At 33.2% G+C, this 19,292-nt stretch carries 16 protein-coding genes and 1 rRNA gene; 10 read left to right on the forward strand and 7 right to left on the reverse strand.

Annotation, left to right across the window (positions count from 1 at the left end; all coding sequences use genetic code 11):
* Genes CVIC12175_RS05795 through CVIC12175_RS05805 form a run of 3 tightly spaced genes read right to left on the reverse strand, consistent with a single transcriptional unit; the run spans position 1 to position 3,094 of the window.
* Entirely contained in the window at positions 1-588 is a 588-nt protein-coding gene (locus CVIC12175_RS05795) for an NUDIX hydrolase (RefSeq protein WP_086315910.1), read from the reverse strand.
* Positions 573-1,928, reverse strand: coding sequence for a magnesium transporter (gene mgtE / locus CVIC12175_RS05800; protein ID WP_086256244.1), 1,356 nt, complete (start codon positions 1,926-1,928; stop codon positions 573-575). Before mgtE ends, CVIC12175_RS05795 begins: the two co-directional genes overlap by 16 nt.
* A 2-nt stretch (positions 1,929-1,930) precedes the next feature.
* Positions 1,931-3,094 carry a peptidoglycan DD-metalloendopeptidase family protein gene (locus CVIC12175_RS05805; protein WP_086256243.1) on the reverse strand — a complete coding sequence of 388 codons (1,164 nt, stop codon included), beginning with the start codon at positions 3,092-3,094 and terminating at the stop codon, positions 1,931-1,933.
* A 131-nt stretch (positions 3,095-3,225) separates the two neighbouring features.
* On the opposite strand from CVIC12175_RS05805, the gene CVIC12175_RS05810 reads away from it, so the two are divergent.
* From CVIC12175_RS05810 to CVIC12175_RS05820, 3 genes are read left to right on the forward strand one after another with little or no spacing between them, the layout of a single operon-like run.
* Positions 3,226-3,942: a plasminogen-binding N-terminal domain-containing protein gene (locus CVIC12175_RS05810; protein ID WP_086256291.1), complete on the forward strand. Its 717-nt coding sequence runs from the start codon at positions 3,226-3,228 to the stop codon at positions 3,940-3,942.
* A 10-nt stretch (positions 3,943-3,952) separates the two neighbouring features.
* Positions 3,953-5,332: an FAD-linked oxidase C-terminal domain-containing protein gene (locus CVIC12175_RS05815; RefSeq protein ID WP_086315911.1), complete on the forward strand. Its 1,380-nt coding sequence runs from the start codon at positions 3,953-3,955 to the stop codon at positions 5,330-5,332.
* Positions 5,332-6,123, forward strand: coding sequence for a YhjD/YihY/BrkB family envelope integrity protein (locus CVIC12175_RS05820; RefSeq protein ID WP_086256241.1), 792 nt, complete (start codon positions 5,332-5,334; stop codon positions 6,121-6,123). The genes CVIC12175_RS05815 and CVIC12175_RS05820 overlap by 1 nt, the downstream gene beginning before the upstream one ends.
* Positions 6,124-6,152: 29 nt before the next feature.
* Here the strand turns inward: CVIC12175_RS05820 and flgH are convergent, their stop codons facing one another.
* Positions 6,153-6,866: a flagellar basal body L-ring protein FlgH gene (gene flgH, locus CVIC12175_RS05825; RefSeq protein WP_086256240.1), complete on the reverse strand. Its 714-nt coding sequence runs from the start codon at positions 6,864-6,866 to the stop codon at positions 6,153-6,155.
* Positions 6,867-6,937: 71 nt separating this feature from the next.
* Between flgH and pta the strand changes: the two genes are divergently transcribed.
* From pta to CVIC12175_RS05840, 3 genes are read left to right on the forward strand one after another with little or no spacing between them, the layout of a single operon-like run.
* On the forward strand, positions 6,938-8,311 hold the full coding sequence (gene pta / locus CVIC12175_RS05830; protein ID WP_086256917.1) for a phosphate acetyltransferase: 1,374 nt from the start codon (positions 6,938-6,940) through the stop codon (positions 8,309-8,311).
* Positions 8,312-9,517 carry an acetate kinase gene (locus tag CVIC12175_RS05835; RefSeq protein ID WP_086248774.1) on the forward strand — a complete coding sequence of 402 codons (1,206 nt, stop codon included), beginning with the start codon at positions 8,312-8,314 and terminating at the stop codon, positions 9,515-9,517.
* Positions 9,514-10,812: a DUF2920 family protein gene (locus tag CVIC12175_RS05840; RefSeq protein WP_086315912.1), complete on the forward strand. Its 1,299-nt coding sequence runs from the start codon at positions 9,514-9,516 to the stop codon at positions 10,810-10,812. The genes CVIC12175_RS05835 and CVIC12175_RS05840 overlap by 4 nt, the downstream gene beginning before the upstream one ends.
* A 369-nt stretch (positions 10,813-11,181) precedes the next feature.
* Here the strand turns inward: CVIC12175_RS05840 and uvrB are convergent, their stop codons facing one another.
* Complete coding sequence (gene uvrB, locus CVIC12175_RS05845; RefSeq protein ID WP_086315913.1) at positions 11,182-13,158, reverse strand: excinuclease ABC subunit UvrB; 1,977 nt, start codon at positions 13,156-13,158, stop codon at positions 11,182-11,184.
* Between the two features lie 161 nt (positions 13,159-13,319).
* Here uvrB and CVIC12175_RS05850 point away from each other — a divergent pair, with 161 nt between their 5' ends.
* From CVIC12175_RS05850 to CVIC12175_RS05865, 4 genes are read left to right on the forward strand one after another with little or no spacing between them, the layout of a single operon-like run.
* Complete coding sequence (locus CVIC12175_RS05850) at positions 13,320-13,553, forward strand: hypothetical protein (protein WP_086247039.1); 234 nt, start codon at positions 13,320-13,322, stop codon at positions 13,551-13,553.
* On the forward strand, positions 13,550-13,789 hold the full coding sequence (locus CVIC12175_RS05855) for a hypothetical protein (RefSeq protein ID WP_086247038.1): 240 nt from the start codon (positions 13,550-13,552) through the stop codon (positions 13,787-13,789). The genes CVIC12175_RS05850 and CVIC12175_RS05855 overlap by 4 nt, the downstream gene beginning before the upstream one ends.
* Positions 13,773-14,132: a type II secretion system protein gene (locus tag CVIC12175_RS05860; RefSeq protein WP_086247037.1), complete on the forward strand. Its 360-nt coding sequence runs from the start codon at positions 13,773-13,775 to the stop codon at positions 14,130-14,132. Before CVIC12175_RS05855 ends, CVIC12175_RS05860 begins: the two co-directional genes overlap by 17 nt.
* Complete coding sequence (locus tag CVIC12175_RS05865; protein ID WP_086315914.1) at positions 14,129-15,961, forward strand: primosomal protein N'; 1,833 nt, start codon at positions 14,129-14,131, stop codon at positions 15,959-15,961. Before CVIC12175_RS05860 ends, CVIC12175_RS05865 begins: the two co-directional genes overlap by 4 nt.
* A gap of 233 nt (positions 15,962-16,194) precedes the next feature.
* Here CVIC12175_RS05865 and CVIC12175_RS05870 read toward each other — a convergent pair whose 3' ends face one another.
* Together CVIC12175_RS05870 and rrf are read right to left on the reverse strand one after the other, a co-directional pair.
* Positions 16,195-17,775 carry a flagellin B gene (locus CVIC12175_RS05870; protein WP_086315915.1) on the reverse strand — a complete coding sequence of 527 codons (1,581 nt, stop codon included), beginning with the start codon at positions 17,773-17,775 and terminating at the stop codon, positions 16,195-16,197.
* Between the two features lie 1,328 nt (positions 17,776-19,103).
* Positions 19,104-19,222: ribosomal RNA gene (gene rrf, locus CVIC12175_RS05880) — 5S ribosomal RNA — on the reverse strand.
* Positions 19,223-19,292: the final 70 nt, after the last annotated feature.

Raw genomic sequence — 19,292 nt, forward strand, 5'->3', positions numbered from 1 at the left:
TTATTTTGGATTTTTATTAATCATCCACCAAAGGATAGAAAATTGTAAATTTGGGGCTTTTATTTTACTCTCATCATATATAAAATCTAAAATCTCGCTACGCTTTATAAATACCAGCTCTATCTTTTCATCATCGATACCACCACCTAAGCCAAGCTTCATACTCTCATCAATTTGAGCGTAAAATAAAACTTGACAATTAGCCCCAAACCCAAGTGCTGTAAAACTACTAGTAACACGCTCTACATCATTTAAGCTATATCCAGTTTCTTCCATAACCTCTTCAATTATAGTTGCTTTAGCATCTAGCCCCTTATCCATAATTCCAGCACAAAGCTCATATGTAAGACCATTTTTGGCTTGAATTTGATTTTTATCTTGATAATACCATACAGATGGACGAAATTGCCTAACAAATAAAAATGAATCAAATTCTTTATGATATAAAAGACAACTTACGCTATCATGCGCCTCTACGCAGTCCCAGCGTTTATCCTTGCCATCTTGAGTATATAAAATACTAAAAGGCTTTACAAATTTTGACTCCTTTAGTGGCACAACCCTTAAATTGCTTATAGTAAAATCCATGTTGCTAACCCCAAAAATACAAAAAATCCAATAATATCAGTTGCAGTAGTTAAAAAAACTGTGCTACCTACAGCCGGATCAAGCCCTACACGCTTTAGCGTAAGTGGAATAAATGTACCTAAAAATGCCGCCATAATAATATTAGCAATCATCGCTACACCAATAACTACTCCAAGCATAGGCATATCAAACCAAATTCCTACTAAAATTCCTAAAAATATAGCAAAAATCAGCGAGTTAAAAACTGCCATTATTATCTCTTTTTTAAGTACAGCCCAAAAGTCACCAAGCTCAATCTCTCCAAGGGCAAGCCTTCTTACTGTAACGGCTAAGGTTTGGTTTCCAGCATTGCCACCCATACTAGCAACTATTGGCATTAATACTGCAAGCGCTACTAAACTCTCAATAGACTTTTCAAAAAAGCCAATCACAATTACACCCAAAATCGCTGTAATTAAATTCACAAACAACCAAGCAGCCCTAGCGCGTCCAGTTTTTACAAGCCCCTCTTCTTCGGCTTCATCATCAACACCTGCTAGATTATAGATCTGTTCAGTTGCACTCTCTTCTAAAAAATCGTGAATATCATCTGTTGTAATGCGGCCAAGTAGCACACCAGCTCTATTAGTTACAGCAATCGCACTTAAATCATAATCCATAATCATATCAGCAGCTATCTTTATATCATCACTATCAATTGCAAAATGTGGCTTAAATTTCTCCTCATCTTGACTTACTATCTGACTTAAATTTAGATTAAAGTCATAAGTTATTAGATCCTCAAGTGCAATTGTATATTTTAGCACTCCACCTTCATCTACAACAAAAAGCGAAAAAACATTTTCTATCTTATCTTCTTGTTTCATAATGCGAAATCTAGCTATAGCGCTGCCTAGACTCTCATCTAATCTAGCGCTAAATAGCTCTGTTTGCATATATGCACCAGCTTCATTCTCTTCATAATTTATAAGCTTGCTAATCTCTTTTTGGCTATCTATCTCAAGCGAGCTAAATAATTCTTTAGCCTTTTCTTCATCTATCTCTTCTATAGTCTGTATAAGGTCAGTAGCATCATCACTCTCAAGCTCATCTATCGCCTCAGCTATCTTATCGTTTGGGATATTTTCTATCACATCACGCAGCATATGCTCAGGCATCTCCATAGCTGCTTCACCAAGAGTTTGCGGATCAAGCTTTTCTAGATACTTTGCATACTCATCTTCATCATGAGTTTTTAATCTCTTTAAATGACTTGCTATATCAGCAGGGCTTAGTTCGCTTTCATCTATTATATGCTTTTGAAGTTGCTCTTTTACCTCTTCTAGATTTTTATTTGGCATAATTATATCTCTGTTATATTTGCTATTTCTTCAAGTGGAGCTTTATTTGTATGGTTTTGGAAACTAGCTTGAATTTGACTATTTAGACTCTCTTTTAACTTGTTAAACTCTATTTTTTTGCTTTTACTTAATTCAGATTTAGTGATTTTGACTATTGATTCTGGATTTATAGCGTTGCCATTTTTATACAATCCAAAGTGCAAATGCGGTCCTGTGCTAAGTCCAGTACTACCAACATATGCTATTAGTTGGCCTTTTTTTACTTTTTTGCCTTTTTTTATACCTTTAGCATAGCCATTTACATGCGCATAAAGCGTCATATATCCACTTGAGTGCTGAATTGTTACAGTCTTACCATATCCACCTTTAGTACCTACAAAGCTTACCACGCCATCACCGGCAGCATAAATTTTAGTGCCTCTTGGTGCAGCATAGTCAGTGCCAAGGTGGGCTCTATATCTTTTTAATACCGGGTGAAATCTTTTAGGGTTAAATCTTGAGCTAATTCTTGCATTTGGTATCGGTCTAGTAAGTAAGAAATTTTCAACCTCTTTGCCATTAGCGTTGTAAAATACATCATTAAATTTATATATATAATTTTTTTTGCCTCTTGTCTCTATCATAGCAACTTTGATATTTGGCTCACCAATATACCTACCAAGACGCTTTTTACGCTCATATACTATAGCTAATCTATCACCCTTTTGCAAAGTTTTAAAATTCATACTTCCGCTAAAAGCTTTATTAAACGAATTAGCTAAAGCCTCGTCATTTGTTGCTCTTTTTATCTCTCTATATGGTGAGTCATTTATCTCTACATTTAGTATGAAATTTTCATTTTCATAAACAATTGGAATAAAATCTAAAGAATAATCATCATTAAAATCTTTAAAAACATGAATTTGAATCTCATTGCTTATCGGTATTAAAATTTGACTAATATTATCATTTGTATCTCTTAAAATTTGAAACTTTGTTCCAGCACTCAACTCACTGGCTAGTTCTTTATCTTCTCCTGAGAGATTATAATATATAGATAGTGGTATATTATGTCTTTCTAAAAAGGTCAAAAATGTATCGCCTTGTGGCCATGTCAGCTCTTCAACGCTTGTAGTTGCTGCATATAAATTCATAAAAGTTAAAATAAATAAGATAAATTTTTTCATTAAAAACCCTATTAAAAGCAGATTAATTTTGCAATTATAACTTAAAATTATTTACACTTTGCAAACATTTACCCAAACTAAGATATAATTATGGCCAAATTTATAAAAAGAATTTAAAAAGGGGATATAAATTGAGAAAAATTATACTTTTAATCTTTGCTATATATTCATTTAGTTTTGGCGCTAAATTTGACTTAAAACCAAGCTACAATCTAATTTTAAGCACCAATCAAGGTAGTGCTACAATCATAGATAATGATAGTTTTATAGTCGGCTCAAGCGGCGTTGTATTGCATAAGCTAGAAGATGGTAGCAAAACTATAATAGCTCGTGCTGTAGTAACTAGCAAAAAAGATGGCTATGCAAATTTAAGATTTGAGCTATTTGACCAACTTAAGCAAACAGCACTTCCACTTCCTACTATCTTGCCGCAAGCTGGCGATGAAGTAATTTTAAATTTTATGTATAATAGATCTTTAATCGTAGTCCCAAACAAAGAAATTTATGATCAAGTTACTAAAGCTTTTAGTAATATTGATTTTATTCATCCTGATATTATAGCTGCTTATTTAAGCTATGAGTATAAGCCAAACCCAAGCCGATCTGATTTTCGCAAAATGTGTGCGCAAAATGCAGCCGGACTTATATTTATAGCACTTGATAATGAGGCTGTTTTTGCTGATTGTGGTAGCTTTGAAGTGTTGCATAAATTTAAAACAGGTAGCGTAGGTTATTATGAGTTGCCATTTTATACAAGAATTAAAAATATAGATACAGTATTTTGGAAGCTAGATGGTGCTAAAATTGGCAATTATGATAAATATTACAAGAAACTTTTAGCTAGATAAGGGGATAAATATGGATTCTAAACATATAAAATATTTTGAGAATTTAATAGGTAAAGATAATGCCAAATTTGACAAAGCCCACCAGATCGCCTACTGCTATGATGCAACCAAAAAACGCTATGAACCAGATGGAGTTTTATTTCCAAGAGATGAAAATGATGTAAGCGCAATCTTAAAATATTGCAATGAAAACAGTATAATAATCGTCCCAAGAGGCGCTGGAAGTGGCTTTACTGGCGGAGCTTTAGCTAGTAGCGGTGGCGTAGTTTTAAGTTTTGAAAAACATATGAATAAAATTCTTGAAATAGATATGCAAAATATGGTTGCTGTGGTTCAACCAGGTGTGATCAATATGGATTTACAAAAAGCCGCACTAGAAGTAGGACTATTTTATCCACCAGATCCAGCTAGTGAAAACTATAGCAGCATAGGTGGCAATGTAAGTGAAAACGCAGGCGGAATGCGTGCTGCAAAATATGGAATTACCAAAGATTATGTAATGGCTTTGCGTGCTGTATTGCCTAATGGAGAGATTATAAGAGCAGGTAAAAGAACTATTAAAGATGTAGCTGGATACAATATCGCTGGTATCTTAATTGCAAGTGAAGGAAGCCTAGCAGTAATCACAGAGATTACTCTAAAATTAATTGCCAAACCTAAATTCAAAAAAACAGCAATGGGAGTATTCCCAAGCGTAAATTCAGCAATGAATGCTGTATATAAAACAATGGCAGCCGGTGTAACTCCTGTAGCTATGGAGTTTTTGGATTCTTTAAGCATTAAAGCAGTTGAACAAAAATTCAACAAAGGCCTACCAACTGATGCTGGAGCGATATTAATTAGCGATGTTGATGGTCCAAATTTAGATGTAATTGATGGAGATTTAGCAATTATCAAAGATTGCTTTATGCAAAATGGAGCTATAGATTTTAAAGTAGCAAAAGATGAACAAGAGAGTGCTGATATATGGTTTGCTAGACGCAACTGCTCTCAAGCAATCACAATGTATGGCAGCCTAAAACTAAATGAAGATATCACCGTTCCACGCTCAAAGCTTCCTGAGCTTCTTGATAAAATAGCTCAAATTTCAGCCAAATATGATGTAGTTACTCCATGCTTTGGCCATACAGGCGATGGCAATGTCCATACAAATGTAATGGTAGATAAATCTGATCCAAAAGCCGTAGAAAGAGGTCATGAGGCTATTACTGAAATTTTTAAAGCTACTGTTGAGCTTGGTGGTACTTTAAGTGGCGAACATGGCATTGGAATATCAAAAGCTCCTTTTATGCATTTAGCATTTAGCGATGGGGAGATGGAGCTATTTAGATCAATCAAAAAAGCCTTTGATCCAAATAATATACTCAATCCATTTAAAATGGGACTTTAATGCAAGAAGCTAAAAAAATTGCTAAGATTATTATAAAAGAGCTAAGAGATAAGCAGATATTTCATTTTGCTGCTAGTCTTAGCTTTCACACTTTACTTTCAATAATTCCTATTATTTTTGTATCGCTTAGCATTTTTACTACTATGCCAAATTTTGCTGATTATTATGCTAAGATAAAGGAATTTATCTACTCAAATTTACTTCCAAGCCAAAATATCACTCAATATCTAGATCAATTTTTAAGCAACTCTAGTTCGCTTGGAGTGATGGGAGTTGTAGCGATATTTTTTACTAGTTTATTATTTTTTAATGAATATGACTATGTTATCTCTAAAATTTCAAACCTACCTCAAAAGGGATTTTGGCAAAGTCTTAGCAATTATTGGACGCTAACAACCCTTATGCCTCTTGGGTTAGGTCTTTCATTTTGGCTATCTAGTTTTATTCAATCTATATTAAAAAGTAGCGAATTTACAAGCTCAATAAATTTTCTAGCTATATTTCCTCATATTATAATCTGGGCAATTTTTGCTATTACATATCTAATTAGTATCAACAAAAAATTATCATTTAAAAGCATAGCTGTTGGCTCATTTATTAGCTCACTAGCTTGGTCGCTATCAAAATGGGGCTTTATCCAATACTCATTTTATAATAAAACTTACGCTAGTATATATGGCTCATTTTCTATTTTATTATTTTTTATAATCTGGATATATATCTCTTGGATTATATTTTTATATGGTATTAGACTATGCTGGGCTATAGAAAATAATAAAGAAACAGTTTAAAGCTTCTTTATTATCAATCCTATGTTCAATTAAAATGGCCAAATAGTCTCTAAAACCCTAGTTCCCCACGGTTTATCAGTTGCACGCTGCAAATCGCCTTCTGTACGATATAAAATCTTAGCATCAGATATATGTCTAGATTCTATCTCATTATATTGACTAATATCATATGGCCTAATTACTCCACTAATTTGCATTATCTGTTTTTCATTATTTAGCAATATCTCTTTACTACCTTCTATAAAATAGTTACCATTGCTTAAAACCTTAATAATCCTAGCTGATATTGTAGTAGTAAATGCCTCAACTCTACTAGTTGTCCCGCCACCTGCATAGCTACTTCCACTTCCAGCGCTAAATCCTATACCAGCAATTTTATTTACATCATTTAATGGGCCTTGAAGTGGCGAACCAGCTGGAGTAGTAAATGCTCCACCGTTTAATGATGTTAGGCTATCTTTAGAAGTTGAACGGTCAGCTTGTGAGCTTTGATTTGCATTTTCTTTTATAATTACAGTAACTATATCATTTACATTCATAGCTTTTCTATCTGAAAATAACGGATTATCCCCCTTGCCAAATAAGCTTCCAGGATTACCAGCTCCATTGCCTTGCACTCGACTTGGCAGCTCCTCTACATATGCAGGCGGAGCCATAGAAATATGCGGATCAGCCCCAGTAGTACAACCACTAAATACTACACCAGTTAAGCAAAATAGAATAAAAAAAGAACTTCTTTTCATAAATAACTCTCAATTTTATGATACAATATACTAATAATACCACAAAATGATACCAAATATAGGATAAAACAATGCTAAAAGCTATATATATATTCAAAAACGATTATGAAAATAGCGAATTTAGAGCTAAGCTAAATTCCAAATTTGCCCAAAGTGTTACATTTTTACCCATTAGTTTTGATAATCAAGATAATTTTAGAGTTTTTAACCCTGATGAGGCTATAAATTTATTACAAAATGGAAAAGAAAATGAGCTAATCAAAGCCGTAATGGCTAAATTTGATAGCATAAAAGCTGAGTTTATAATAGTTGTAGGCTCTGGCGATGAACTTCTTGATAGCGTGTTAGCTCGCAATTTAAATGCACCATTTTTACTTAGTAAGCAAAATGCTCATAAAGCAAAACTACTAGGATTTAAATCTATTTGCGATATAGATGAGATTAGCAATCTACAAAGCAACTATATAACTCCTCTTAAATTTGAAACCCTTTTATACCAAAAAGCAGCCCAAAAACCAAAAAGAGTAGTCTTGCCTGAGAGCGATGATGATAGAATTCTTAAAGCCTGTGATATACTACTTAGAAGCAATGCAGTTGGTATTACCTTGCTTGGAGATAAAGGTCAAATCAGCCAAAGAGCCAATGAATTGGGATTAAATTTAGATAAAGCAGATATTATAAATCCAGCTACAAGCGATCTTATAGATGAGTTTGCTACTACTCTTTATGAACTTAGAAAGAGTAAAGGTATGGAGCTAGCTCAAGCAAAAGAGCTAATTAAAGATAGAACATATTTTGGCACAATGCTAGTATATAAAGGCTTAGCTAATGCTATGGTAAGTGGAGCTAGCACAACCACAGCCCAAACTATCCGCCCAGCACTTCAATTTGTCAAGACAAAACCAGGAGTTACTAGCGTTAGCGGCAGCTTTATTATGTGTGCTAATGGTCAAATTCACTTCTATGCAGATTGTGCTATTATGCCAAATCCTACACCAAAAGATCTAGCCGGTGCTGCTATTGCCACTGCTGCTACAGCTCGTGAGTTTGGCTTTGAGCCTAAAGTTGCTATGCTAAGCTACTCTACTGGAGATAGCGGAAGTGGCCCAAGCGTTGATGCTATTATAGAGGCTACTAAAATCTTAAAAGAGTTAGACCCAAGCCTAGATGTAGAAGGGCCAATCCAGTTTGACGCTGCCATAGATCCAGTAGTAGCAGCCAAAAAACTACCAAATTCAAAAGTTGCTGGAAATGCAAATGTATTTATATTTCCAGATCTAAATTGTGGAAATATCTGCTATAAAGCAGTTCAAAGAACAGCAAACGCTCTAGCTATCGGTCCAATATTGCAAGGATTAAATAAGCCAATTAACGATCTAAGTCGTGGTTGTTTAGTTGAAGATATTGTAAATACTGTATTAATTAGCGCAATTCAAGGAGAATAAATGAAAATTTTAGTTATTAACTCTGGTAGTAGCTCTATCAAATTTAAACTCTACGATATGCGCAATGAGAGCGTAATGTGTAAAGGATTAATAGAACAAATAGGCTCAGACAACTCATTTGCCAAAATCTCAACTGCTCACGGAAGTATCAAAGAGATATCTAGACCTATAACTAACCACGCTCAAGGTATAGATATTATGAATGAGTTGTTATTTAATTCTGGAGTAGTAAATAGCCTAGATGAGATTGATGGCGTAGGCCACAGAGTAGTTCAAGGTGCTGATATATTCACAGATGCAGTACTAATAGATGAAAGCGTAATGCAAAAGATAGAAGAGCTAATTCCACTTGCTCCACTTCACAATCCAGCTCACTTAGCAGGTATGAAAGAGACGCTAAAAGTTCGCCCAGATATTCCAAATATAGCTGTGTTTGATACGGTATTTCACCAAACAATGCCAAAAAGCTCTTATATGTATGCTCTACCACTTGAATTTTACGAAAAATACAAAATACGCAAATATGGCTTTCACGGCACATCTCATCAGTTTGTTTCTAAAGCTGGAGCTAAGATTTTAGGCATTGATTATGATAAATTTAGCTGTATTACTCTACACCTTGGCAACGGTGCTAGCATAGCAGCTATTAAAGATGGCAAATGTATTGATACTACAATGGGGCTAACTCCGCTTGAGGGTCTTATGATGGGGACACGCTGTGGCAGCATTGATCCAGCTATTATGCCATTTTTGATGAAAAATGCAAATTTGAGTGGCGAAGAAGTAGATAATATTATGAATAAAAAATCTGGCCTTCTAGCTATTGGCGGTAGCAACGATATGCGTGTAATAGAACAAAAGATGGATGAAGGCGATGAAAATGCTAAGCTTGCATTTGATATGTTTGTTTTAAAAGTTAAAAAATATATCGGTTCATATATTGCAATTTTAGGCAAAATAGATGCTATCATATTTACTGCTGGAATTGGCGAAAATGATTCTAGAATCAGAGAAGCTATATGCGATGGACTAGAGATTTTTGGTATTAAGTTAGATAAAGTAAAAAATAAAGAATCCAAAGATGAACCACGCAGAATCGGTCAGCCTGATACTTTAGTTCGTATTATCATCGTTCCTACAGATGAAGAACTAGCCATTGCTAAAGATACAGTAAGAATTATAAATAACATAAAAGGCTCTAAATGATACAAACCAAAAGCTATCAAATAGATGGCATAAACGATGCTGAGCTAGATATCAAAAGAGACTCAAAACTTGAATTTAAACTCACCTATGATAACGCCAAAGAGATTAGATCTATTATTACTGTAATTCCAGGTCTTGGCGAAGATGGCGATGCTTATTACAGAAGCAAGCTAGCCCAAAGCATAGCAAGAGATATGGACGCAGCTGTAATTACTGTAAATTATTTTGGTGTCAAAAGCAATCCACCAGCGGCAAAATTTAGCATTGATGAGATAGATGAATTAATATTAAAAACAGTAGCTGATAGTATAGGTAACCCAATTCCAGATGATATAAAACTAACCAAGATGGACTCAGATGAAATTTGGAATTATATTAATGAACATCTATTTAACTTTATAGGTATGCAAAAGATTACTGGCAAACTAAGATTAGATTTTAAACTCCCAATTCATATGACTCTAGCTCCACCAAATGGAGAGTATCAAAATTTTGGTCTAATGGCTGCTCTTGATGTGATCAACTCTGTTTTATATATCAAAAACAATCCACCATTTAAAGTATCTCCAAGTTGTAAAAATGGGGGGGGGCTTGCTACGATCTATGTAGGCTCTAGCCATGGTGGATATATAGCTAATCTCTGTGCTAAATTTGCCCCATGGGCAGTAGATGCAATACTAGATAACTGCGGCTGGAACCTAAGCACTCAAATCTTTGATAAGCAAGATTACCAACAAGGAACATTCCGTACTATTGGATTTGGTAAAGAGATTGACTTTACTAAATATAGGCGAGATAGTAGAGATAATGAAAACTTTCATCTATGTGTCTCAGATAAGACCTACTGGACATCAAACTCACAAAGCCCAAACTATTTTAGTCGCTCTAGATATGAGATTAGAGATGTCAATGAACCTAATCATCTAAAAGTACTTAGCAACTATCCAAAACCGATTTTTAAATGCTATCATGTAAAAGGTGATAGCGTAGCGCCAATTGATGAAAAGATTAAATTTTATGAGCAATTACAAGCCAATGGCTTTGATGCTACTCTTGATATCGTAAGCGATAAATCAAGAATCGATGGTAAATTTATCAAAGACCTAAACCACGGAATGGGTATGAGTATGAAGCTATTAGTGGCAAATAATTATGAGTGGCTAATGGATAAAATAGCTCAAAATAAAAAGCTTAAGCATGAGCCAAATATTAAATTTAAAACCAGCCAATATCTATATGAATTTAACGAACAAAATAATCAAGTAAGCCTAAAATGTAGCAAAATCACGCAGTAATTGCAAAACAAAAAATTTTAAATATTTAAATTTGCTTAAAATCAAACTTAGTATTTTGCAAATTGTGCTTTTGCTTGGCAATTTAGCAAAGCAAAAGCTAAAGGCTTTTTAGCTATTCTTGAAGGGATAGCAATATATAGCAAAAAGGAGTAAATAATGAACGGACTTGATTATATCTTAATCGCAGGTGCTTTCATTTTGGTTTATTTAAGCATTAAAGCATATCAAATTTTCAAAAAATCACAACGCTAAGCTAATTCAAATATATCGCTTTTAAAATAAATTTAAAAGGTGATATAAAAGCTTAGTTCAAAATCACCACTTTAACATCATAAAATATTTTATACAGCATATAGCAAAGCAGCGATATTAAATTTGTCTTAGCTTAGCAATCTCATCACGAAGAGTAGCTGCCTTTTCAAACTCAAGATTTTTAGCCGCTTCTAGCATCATAGCCCTTAGCTCTTTTACCATCTTAGCGCGCTCATTAGCTGGCATTTTTTCAAGTTTTTTAGCTTTGGTGTATAGTGCTGGAGCCTCCTCTTCTTTTAGGCTATCTTCTATGTTTCTGCTAGCACTTTTTGGGATTATTCCATTTGCTTTATTATACTCATCTTGATACTTACGGCGAGCCGTTGTAATATCTATGGCTTGTTGCATTGAGTTAGTTATTTTATTAGCAAATAGTATAACTTTACCATTTACATTTCTAGCTGCACGCCCCATAGTTTGAATAAGACTAGTTTTAGAACGCAAAAACCCCTCCTTATCTGCGTCCATTACTGCCACTAGACTCACCTCAGGTAAATCTAGCCCCTCACGAAGCAAATTTATCCCAACTAAAATATCATAATCCCCGCGCCTTAGGCCGCGTATTAGCTCATTTCGCTCCACAGCATCAATATCAGAGTGCATATATTTAATTTTTAATCCTAGTTCTAGATAGTATCTTGTTAATTCTTCAGCCATCTTTTTAGTTAAAGTAGTTATTAGCACTCTCTCGCCTCGCTCTATTACAGCTTTTGCTCTATCATAAAGAACTTCAACTTGATTATCACTACTTATCACCTCTATCTCAGGGTCTAAAAGCCCAGTTGGGCGTAAAATTTGCTCATATATATGATTGTTTGCTAGCTGAATTTCATACTCATTTGGAGTAGCAGATACAAATAGAAATTTCCCCTTTTTAGCTATAAACTCATCAAATTTAAGCGGTCTATTATCTAACGCACTAGGCAATCTAAATCCATACTCTACTAAGATCTCTTTTCTACTTCTATCACCTGCATACATTCCACGAAACTGTGGCAAACTCACATGACTCTCATCAACTATAATTAGATAATCCTGCCCACTCATCTCAAAATAATCAAACATCGAGTATGGCGTTTCTCCTGGCTTTTGACCTGTTAGATATCTTGCATAATTCTCCACGCCCTTTGTACTTCCAGTGGTAGCTAGCATTTCTAGATCAAATTCCACCCTTTGTTTTAGCCTTTGATACTCTACTAATCTTCCTTGACTCTCATAAAATTTAAGCCTATCTTCTAATTCAGCCTCAATTCCCTTTATCGCCTCTTTAAGTCTATTTTCGCCCACTACAAACTGACTTGTTGCATATAGTATAAAGCGATTTAAATTTTTAGTTTTTTTATTCTCTAGTGCGTTAAAGTGATAAATTTCTTCTATCTCATCACCAAAAAACTCAAGCCTTATCGCCTCATCATTAAAGTAAGCCGGATAGATATCTATCACATCTCCATTAACTCTAAAATCAGCCCTATCAAAGTAGCTATCATTTCTTTTATACCCCATATCAACTAGCTTTAAAAGTAGCTCTTTTTGGCTAATTTGCATACCACGCTCTAAAGTAATAATCATACCCTTATACTCAGCTGGATTACCTAGACCATAATTTGCTGATACACTAGCTATCACGATAGTATCATCGTGTTCAAGCAAATTTGCCGTAGCTGAGAGCCTTAGGCGCTCTAATTCATCATTTATAGCGCTATCTTTTTCTATAAATAAATCTTGTCTTGGGATATATGCCTCAGGCTGATAATAATCATAATAGCTAATAAAATACTCCACATGATTATTAGGAAAAAATCCTTTAAATTCACTATATAATTGCGCTGCTAAAGATTTATTGTGTGTCATTATTAGCGTTGGGATATTTAACTGCTTTATTACATTTGCCATAGTAAAAGTTTTACCACTACCTGTAACCCCCAAAAGAACGCTATATTTTGCTCCATTATTAAAAGCATTTACAATATTATCAATAGCATTTTGCTGATCTTTGCTTGGTGTAAATTTACTATTTAAATCGAATTTGTCCATATTATTGCCTTAATTTTTGGTGATTTTACCATTTTTTATTTAATCAAAATTTTAAATCAATCACACCAAAAAAAGCTATAAACCAGCCCCAAATTTAGGCCATATTTATAATAAATATGATAAAATTACCCTAATTAATCACCACAAAATAAGGATATGTAATGTTTGAAAATGAAAAGGTATTAAATACCCTAGCTTCAAAAGTCACTGAGCTAATGCTAAAATATGAAGAAGTATGCGAAGCTAATGAAGCATTAAGAAATGAATTAATCAGCGTAAAAGCACAAAATGAAGCTAAATCAAATCAGATAATGAGGCTTGAAGAGGAGCTTAAAAATCAAGACCTAGCAAGCGATGATCTATTAAAACAAGTTGAGGCTGTGCTTGGTCGATGAGACAAATCACTTTAACTATAGGATCCAAAGATTTTAATATCACACTTGATGATGATTTTGCTGACTATTTTGAAGCTGATATCAAAAAGCTTTTAGATGACAAGCATCAGATTGCTCCTAAGGATCTACTTATAGCTTTTGTTAAAAAATGCCATGAAAACTATGAACAAAAAAGCGAACTCAATTCACTTCTTGGCAATATAGACAAAGCTCTTACTCATGATAAAAGCATTTAGTTTAATAGAACTAGCATTTGTCATTATAATCCTTGGCGTTTTGCTATCTATAGCAGTGCCAAGGGTATTTTTTAGTAAAAATGAAGCAGATATTCTAAAAATCAAAACCGACTTAGCTACAATCCAAGCAAATATTTTACATCAAAAAACAGCCCTACTCCTAAGCGCTAAAATACAAGAACCAACACTAAATACTCAAATTCTACACTCAATAAATCTATCTAAGTGGAGCGTAGATGCAAATACCTTAATCTATAATGAAGAAGTGAAATTTAGCTATGATAATAACGCTACTATAAAATGCCTATCACCACAAAATATATGCGATAAGCTTAAACTATGAACTACTATCTAATCGCCATAATAGGCGCAAATCTACAACCCCTAATATATCAGAGCCAAACAGAGCTAAAAGAGTATGAAATCATCAAAGTATCACTACGCAATAAAATCCAAAATGGCGTTATATTGCACAAAACTACTAAGCCAAATTTCAAAACCTCTACTATAATAGATAGATTAAATTTAAGCTTTAGCAAATATCAAATCACTTTAGCTAAGTTTATTAGCCATTATTATACCTGTGAAATTGGCGTCGCTTTTGGGCTTTTTGAACCTTTTAGCAAATACCAAAGTGTAGATTGTAGCTTTATAAAATCACCAAATTTAAGCCCTCTACAACAACAAGCAGCCGAATTTACTAAACAAAATTTAATTAGTCTAATCTTTGGCGATACAGGAAGTGGCAAGAGCGAAATCTATATCAGCCAGATACAAGAGTGTTTAAACAAAGGCAAACAAGCTCTATTTTTAATGCCTGAAATATCGCTAACCCCACAAATGCAAGCTAGGCTTGAGGTCTATTTTGGACAAAGTATAGGCGTATGGCACTCCAAAATCTCACCTAAAAATAAAAAATCACTACTATCTGATTTTAGCTCAGGCAAGATAAAATTAATCGCTGGAGCGCGTTCAGCTCTATTTTTGCCTTTTAGCAATTTAGGTCTAATCATAGTAGATGAAGAGCATGATGATAGTTATAAAAATAGCAGCGATCCATATTACAATACCAAAGACCTAGCCATCTATATTGCCAACAAACTAAATATCAAATGCATTTTAGGAAGCGCCACCCCAAGTCTAAATAGCTATGTCAAATTCCCGCACTTTCGCCTAAAAGGTCGCTACTACAACTCTCAAAAAGAGTATATATATGATTATAGCCCAACAGGATTAAACAGCCTACTATTAAAACAGATATCCATAGCTCTTGAAGCTAAAAAGCAGATTATAATATTCTTGCCTACTAGAGCCAATTTTAAATTCCTAATATGTCAATCTTGCTTTGAAAGCCTACAATGCCCATACTGCTCAATATCTCTAAGCCTACATAAAAAGCACAAAACATTAAAATGCCACTATTGTGGATTTACTTGTGCTATACCAAATCTATGCCCAAGTTGCAATAGCCATATGCTAGAATCACGCAAAATAGGAACCAGCGAGCTTGTAGAGCAGATTAAACAATACTTTCCCCTAGCAAGAGTAGCTAAATTCGATAGAGATGAGATCACTACACAAAAGAAGCTTACCACCTTACTTAAAAACTTTAATGATTATAAAATAGATATAATAGTAGGAACTCAAATGCTAAGCAAAGGCCACGACTATCACAATGTCAGCCTAGCTATCATCATGGGACTAGATGGCCATCTGGAATATAGCGACTACCAAGCAAGAAGTAAAAGCCTAGCTCTAGCAATGCAAGTAGCTGGCAGAGCCGGCAGAGCTAGTTATGGAAAGGTAATAATCCAAGGGTTAAAATGCGATTTTTTTGCTGAATATATGGATAAATTTGATAAATTTATCGCCGATGAATTAAGCATAAGAGAAGGATTATATCCACCTTATACAAGACTACTTCGTATTAAAATAGAAGATAAAAACGACACCAAAGCCAACCATAAAATGAATGAAATTTTAAATCAATTATCTAAAATTAAAGATATAGAGATAATAGGTCATGGAAAATGCATAATCGAGATGATAGCATCAAAATACAGATATCAGATATTACTACGCTCACTTACTCACACTCCGCTATTACAAGCCAGTCAAATTGCTAGGGCTTATGGAGCCTTACCTGATATCGACCCAATAAGCTTTAGCTAAATTTAGATTAAGCAATTAAAATAAATTATTATAATTAATTGTGATAATTCAAACACTATAAAAACAAGATTTATAGTTATAATAATCTTTAGTAATTATTTAATATATCATAATAAAAAGTACAATAACAAAGCAATCCCTAAGGATTTTGGAATTTAAATTTAAATTCCCAATAATAAACAAGATAAAATATTTAACCCCAAAGAGACTAGATTTAGTCTCTTTGGGTTAAATTACTGAAGTAGTCTTAAGATGTTTTGTTGTACTGAGTTGGCTTGACTCATAGCGTAGCTACCACTTTGAGCTAGGATATTAAATTTAGAGAAGTTTGCACTCTCACTAGCAAAGTCCACATCTCTTATTTGAGATTCAGCTGATTTTACATTTACTTGAGTTACTGTAATATTATTTATAGTAGCTACAAGCTGATTTTGAACCGAACCTAGATCAGCTCTTAATTTATCTAGAGTTTTTCTAGCTGATTCAGCTACATCTATCATAGCTTGAGCACCACCGTAAGTATTTACGCCACCAGTTTGATCTACTTCTTGACCAGCATTAGATGCATTTCCCATAAAGTAACCCATAGCCTTAGCTAATGCTGCACTAACAGTACCTGAATTCATATATTTAAGATTTACAGAAGCCTGATTAAATACTGTTGAAGCAGCACTTGCCAAACTAACAGCATTACCACCAGTAGTAAATCCTGATAGTGTTGAAATTCCGCCTATACCAACTTTAATATCTCTAGCATCTTGGCGTATAAATGTAAGTTGTCCTAAGAATAATGCACCACCGCCAGCGGTATAAGCAGATGCACCAGTAACTTGTCCACCCATAAATTTAGCACTTTGTGAAAATGCTCCAATTCTAATAGCTCTACCATCTTTAGCTGCTAGAACTAATTTACCATTTTCAATGCTAGCTTCTACGCCGGTTTCATCTTTTTTAGCGTTGATTGCTCCGATTAATACACCATCGCTATCGTTTGCTTTTACATGAATATTACCAATTGTTACGCCATTAATGGTTAGATTTTGAATTGTACCAGCGGATATGCTATCACTAAAAATTTGAGTATTATTTACTTTAACTTTTACACCAGTTTTATCTGAAACTCCATTCATCATTTCAGCAATTGCTTTATAGCCATCTTTTTGAATTACTGTACCAGATATAGTTTGAAATGTATAACCATTAGGATATCCATCAACACCACTTAACTTAACTTCTATATTTAATGCAGAAACTGCTGAAAAGTTAGAAACTATAGTATTATTCATTGTCTCAAACCTAGTATGCCCAATAGTATTTGAGTTTGTAGCACCTATGCTTACTTTAGCTGTTTCATTACTATAAGCACCAATTTGGAAGTTTTTGTTTGAGAAGTTACCATTTAGTAGTTGTTGGCCATTGAAGCTTGTAGTAGTAGCTATCATATCTAGCTCTTCTAGCAGTCTGCTAATATCATTTTGAAGTGCTCTTCTAGAATCAGAGTTTTGACCATCTTGTGCTGCTTGGATAGCTTTGGTTTTAATAGTATCAAGTATTTTAATCTGTTCATCCATAGCTTTATCTGCAGTTTGAACAATACCAATTGCATCATTACCATTAGCTATTGCTTGACCTAAAGAGTTAGCTTGACTTTTTAGTGAATCAGCAATAACAAGACCAGAAGCATCATCAGCTGCTGTTTGAATTCTAAGACCTGAACTTAGGCGACCAAGTGAGCTAGTAAGCTCTCTATCAGTAATAAGTGAGTTAGCATGTGCATTCATAGCTGCAATGTTAGTGTTAATTCTAAAACTCATTGTATATCCTTTAAAGTAAAATAATTTGGCTTAAACTTAATCCTTTGTTTAAGCATATACCATTATATCGCACACAATATTAATTTATTTATATGGGGGGGGGGAATTTGATATATTTTTCATAAAATTTGCAAATTTCTTTATAAATTTAATAGAATTTGAGTTAAATTTGATAAATGTAACTATTTTATCATAAGATGAAATTTGAGAAAATTTAAAGAATTTAGCCAGATAGTTAAAATGTAATGCAAGTGTAATTAAATTTAAGAGATTTGAGGTTTTGGCTAGAAATAAGGGGTGAGATGGGTGGTTATTGCAAGAGGGATAAAGATAAATAGATCTATAAAAATATTGATTAAATAGCTTAAAACCATATAAAAGTATCAAATATAAATACACTAAATCCAAATATACCAAGGCATTGTTTTATAAAAGATAAATATGAGAAGCTAAATCCTAATAATATACACTATAAGACAAAAAGCTACTCTTATGAGTGGTAAAAGTTTTAAACTTGCTGAAGTTATTAAATAAGGTAGTAGATAAAGCCATAAGGGGTTGTATTTCTTCACTTTCGTGGGGTAAAGCTTAATAGCTTGATAATAATTACGCAAAGTAATATAATTACCATGAATACAAATTTTAGCATTTATTCTTTTCTCCTTTCTATGGAGATAGAATTTGCCATAAGGATGCCGCCCTATGGCATAATCCCCATAACGCAATATATCATTATAATCTACTGATTTTCTTAAATTTTATACAACTCCACTTCTAAATCTTTACACATAAAATAATAAAACATACAATCAAACTAATATAATAAAAGTAGCTTTTAATATAGCATAAACTAAATATTATAAAAATATAAAACCCTAGATATAAGAAGAAGAATACGCAAATAGATATAAATAGATATAAATAGATATAAATAGATATAAATAGATATAAATAGATATAAATAGATATAAATAGATATAAATAGATATAAATAGATATAAATAGATATAAATAGATATAAATAGATATAAATAGATATAAATAGATATAAATAGATATAAATAGATATAAATAGATATAAATAGATATAAATAGATATAAATAGATATAAATAGATATAAATAGATATAAATAGATATAAATAGATATAAATAGATATAAATAGATATAAATAGATATAAATAGATATAAATAGATATAAATAGATATAAATAGATATAAATAGATATAAACCTAAAACATACTAGTAAAACAGATAAAGAATATAAAATATTGATTATATAATAAATATTGATTATAGAATAAAATAAAGATATAGAATATAACAAAGCTCGCAGCAACCTACTTTTCCAACATCCCAGTAAGGGAGAGTATCATCGGCCATGATGAGCTTAGCTTCTTGGTTCGAGATGGAGCAAGGCGTTTCCTCATCTGTATAGCCACGAGCAGTGTTAAATAAAATATCATATTAATTATAATATCTTATTTAACACTACTAATGTTAAATAATATTGTTA

It is taken from the genome of Campylobacter vicugnae (assembly GCF_002139875.1).
Lineage (GTDB): Bacteria > Campylobacterota > Campylobacteria > Campylobacterales > Campylobacteraceae > Campylobacter > Campylobacter vicugnae.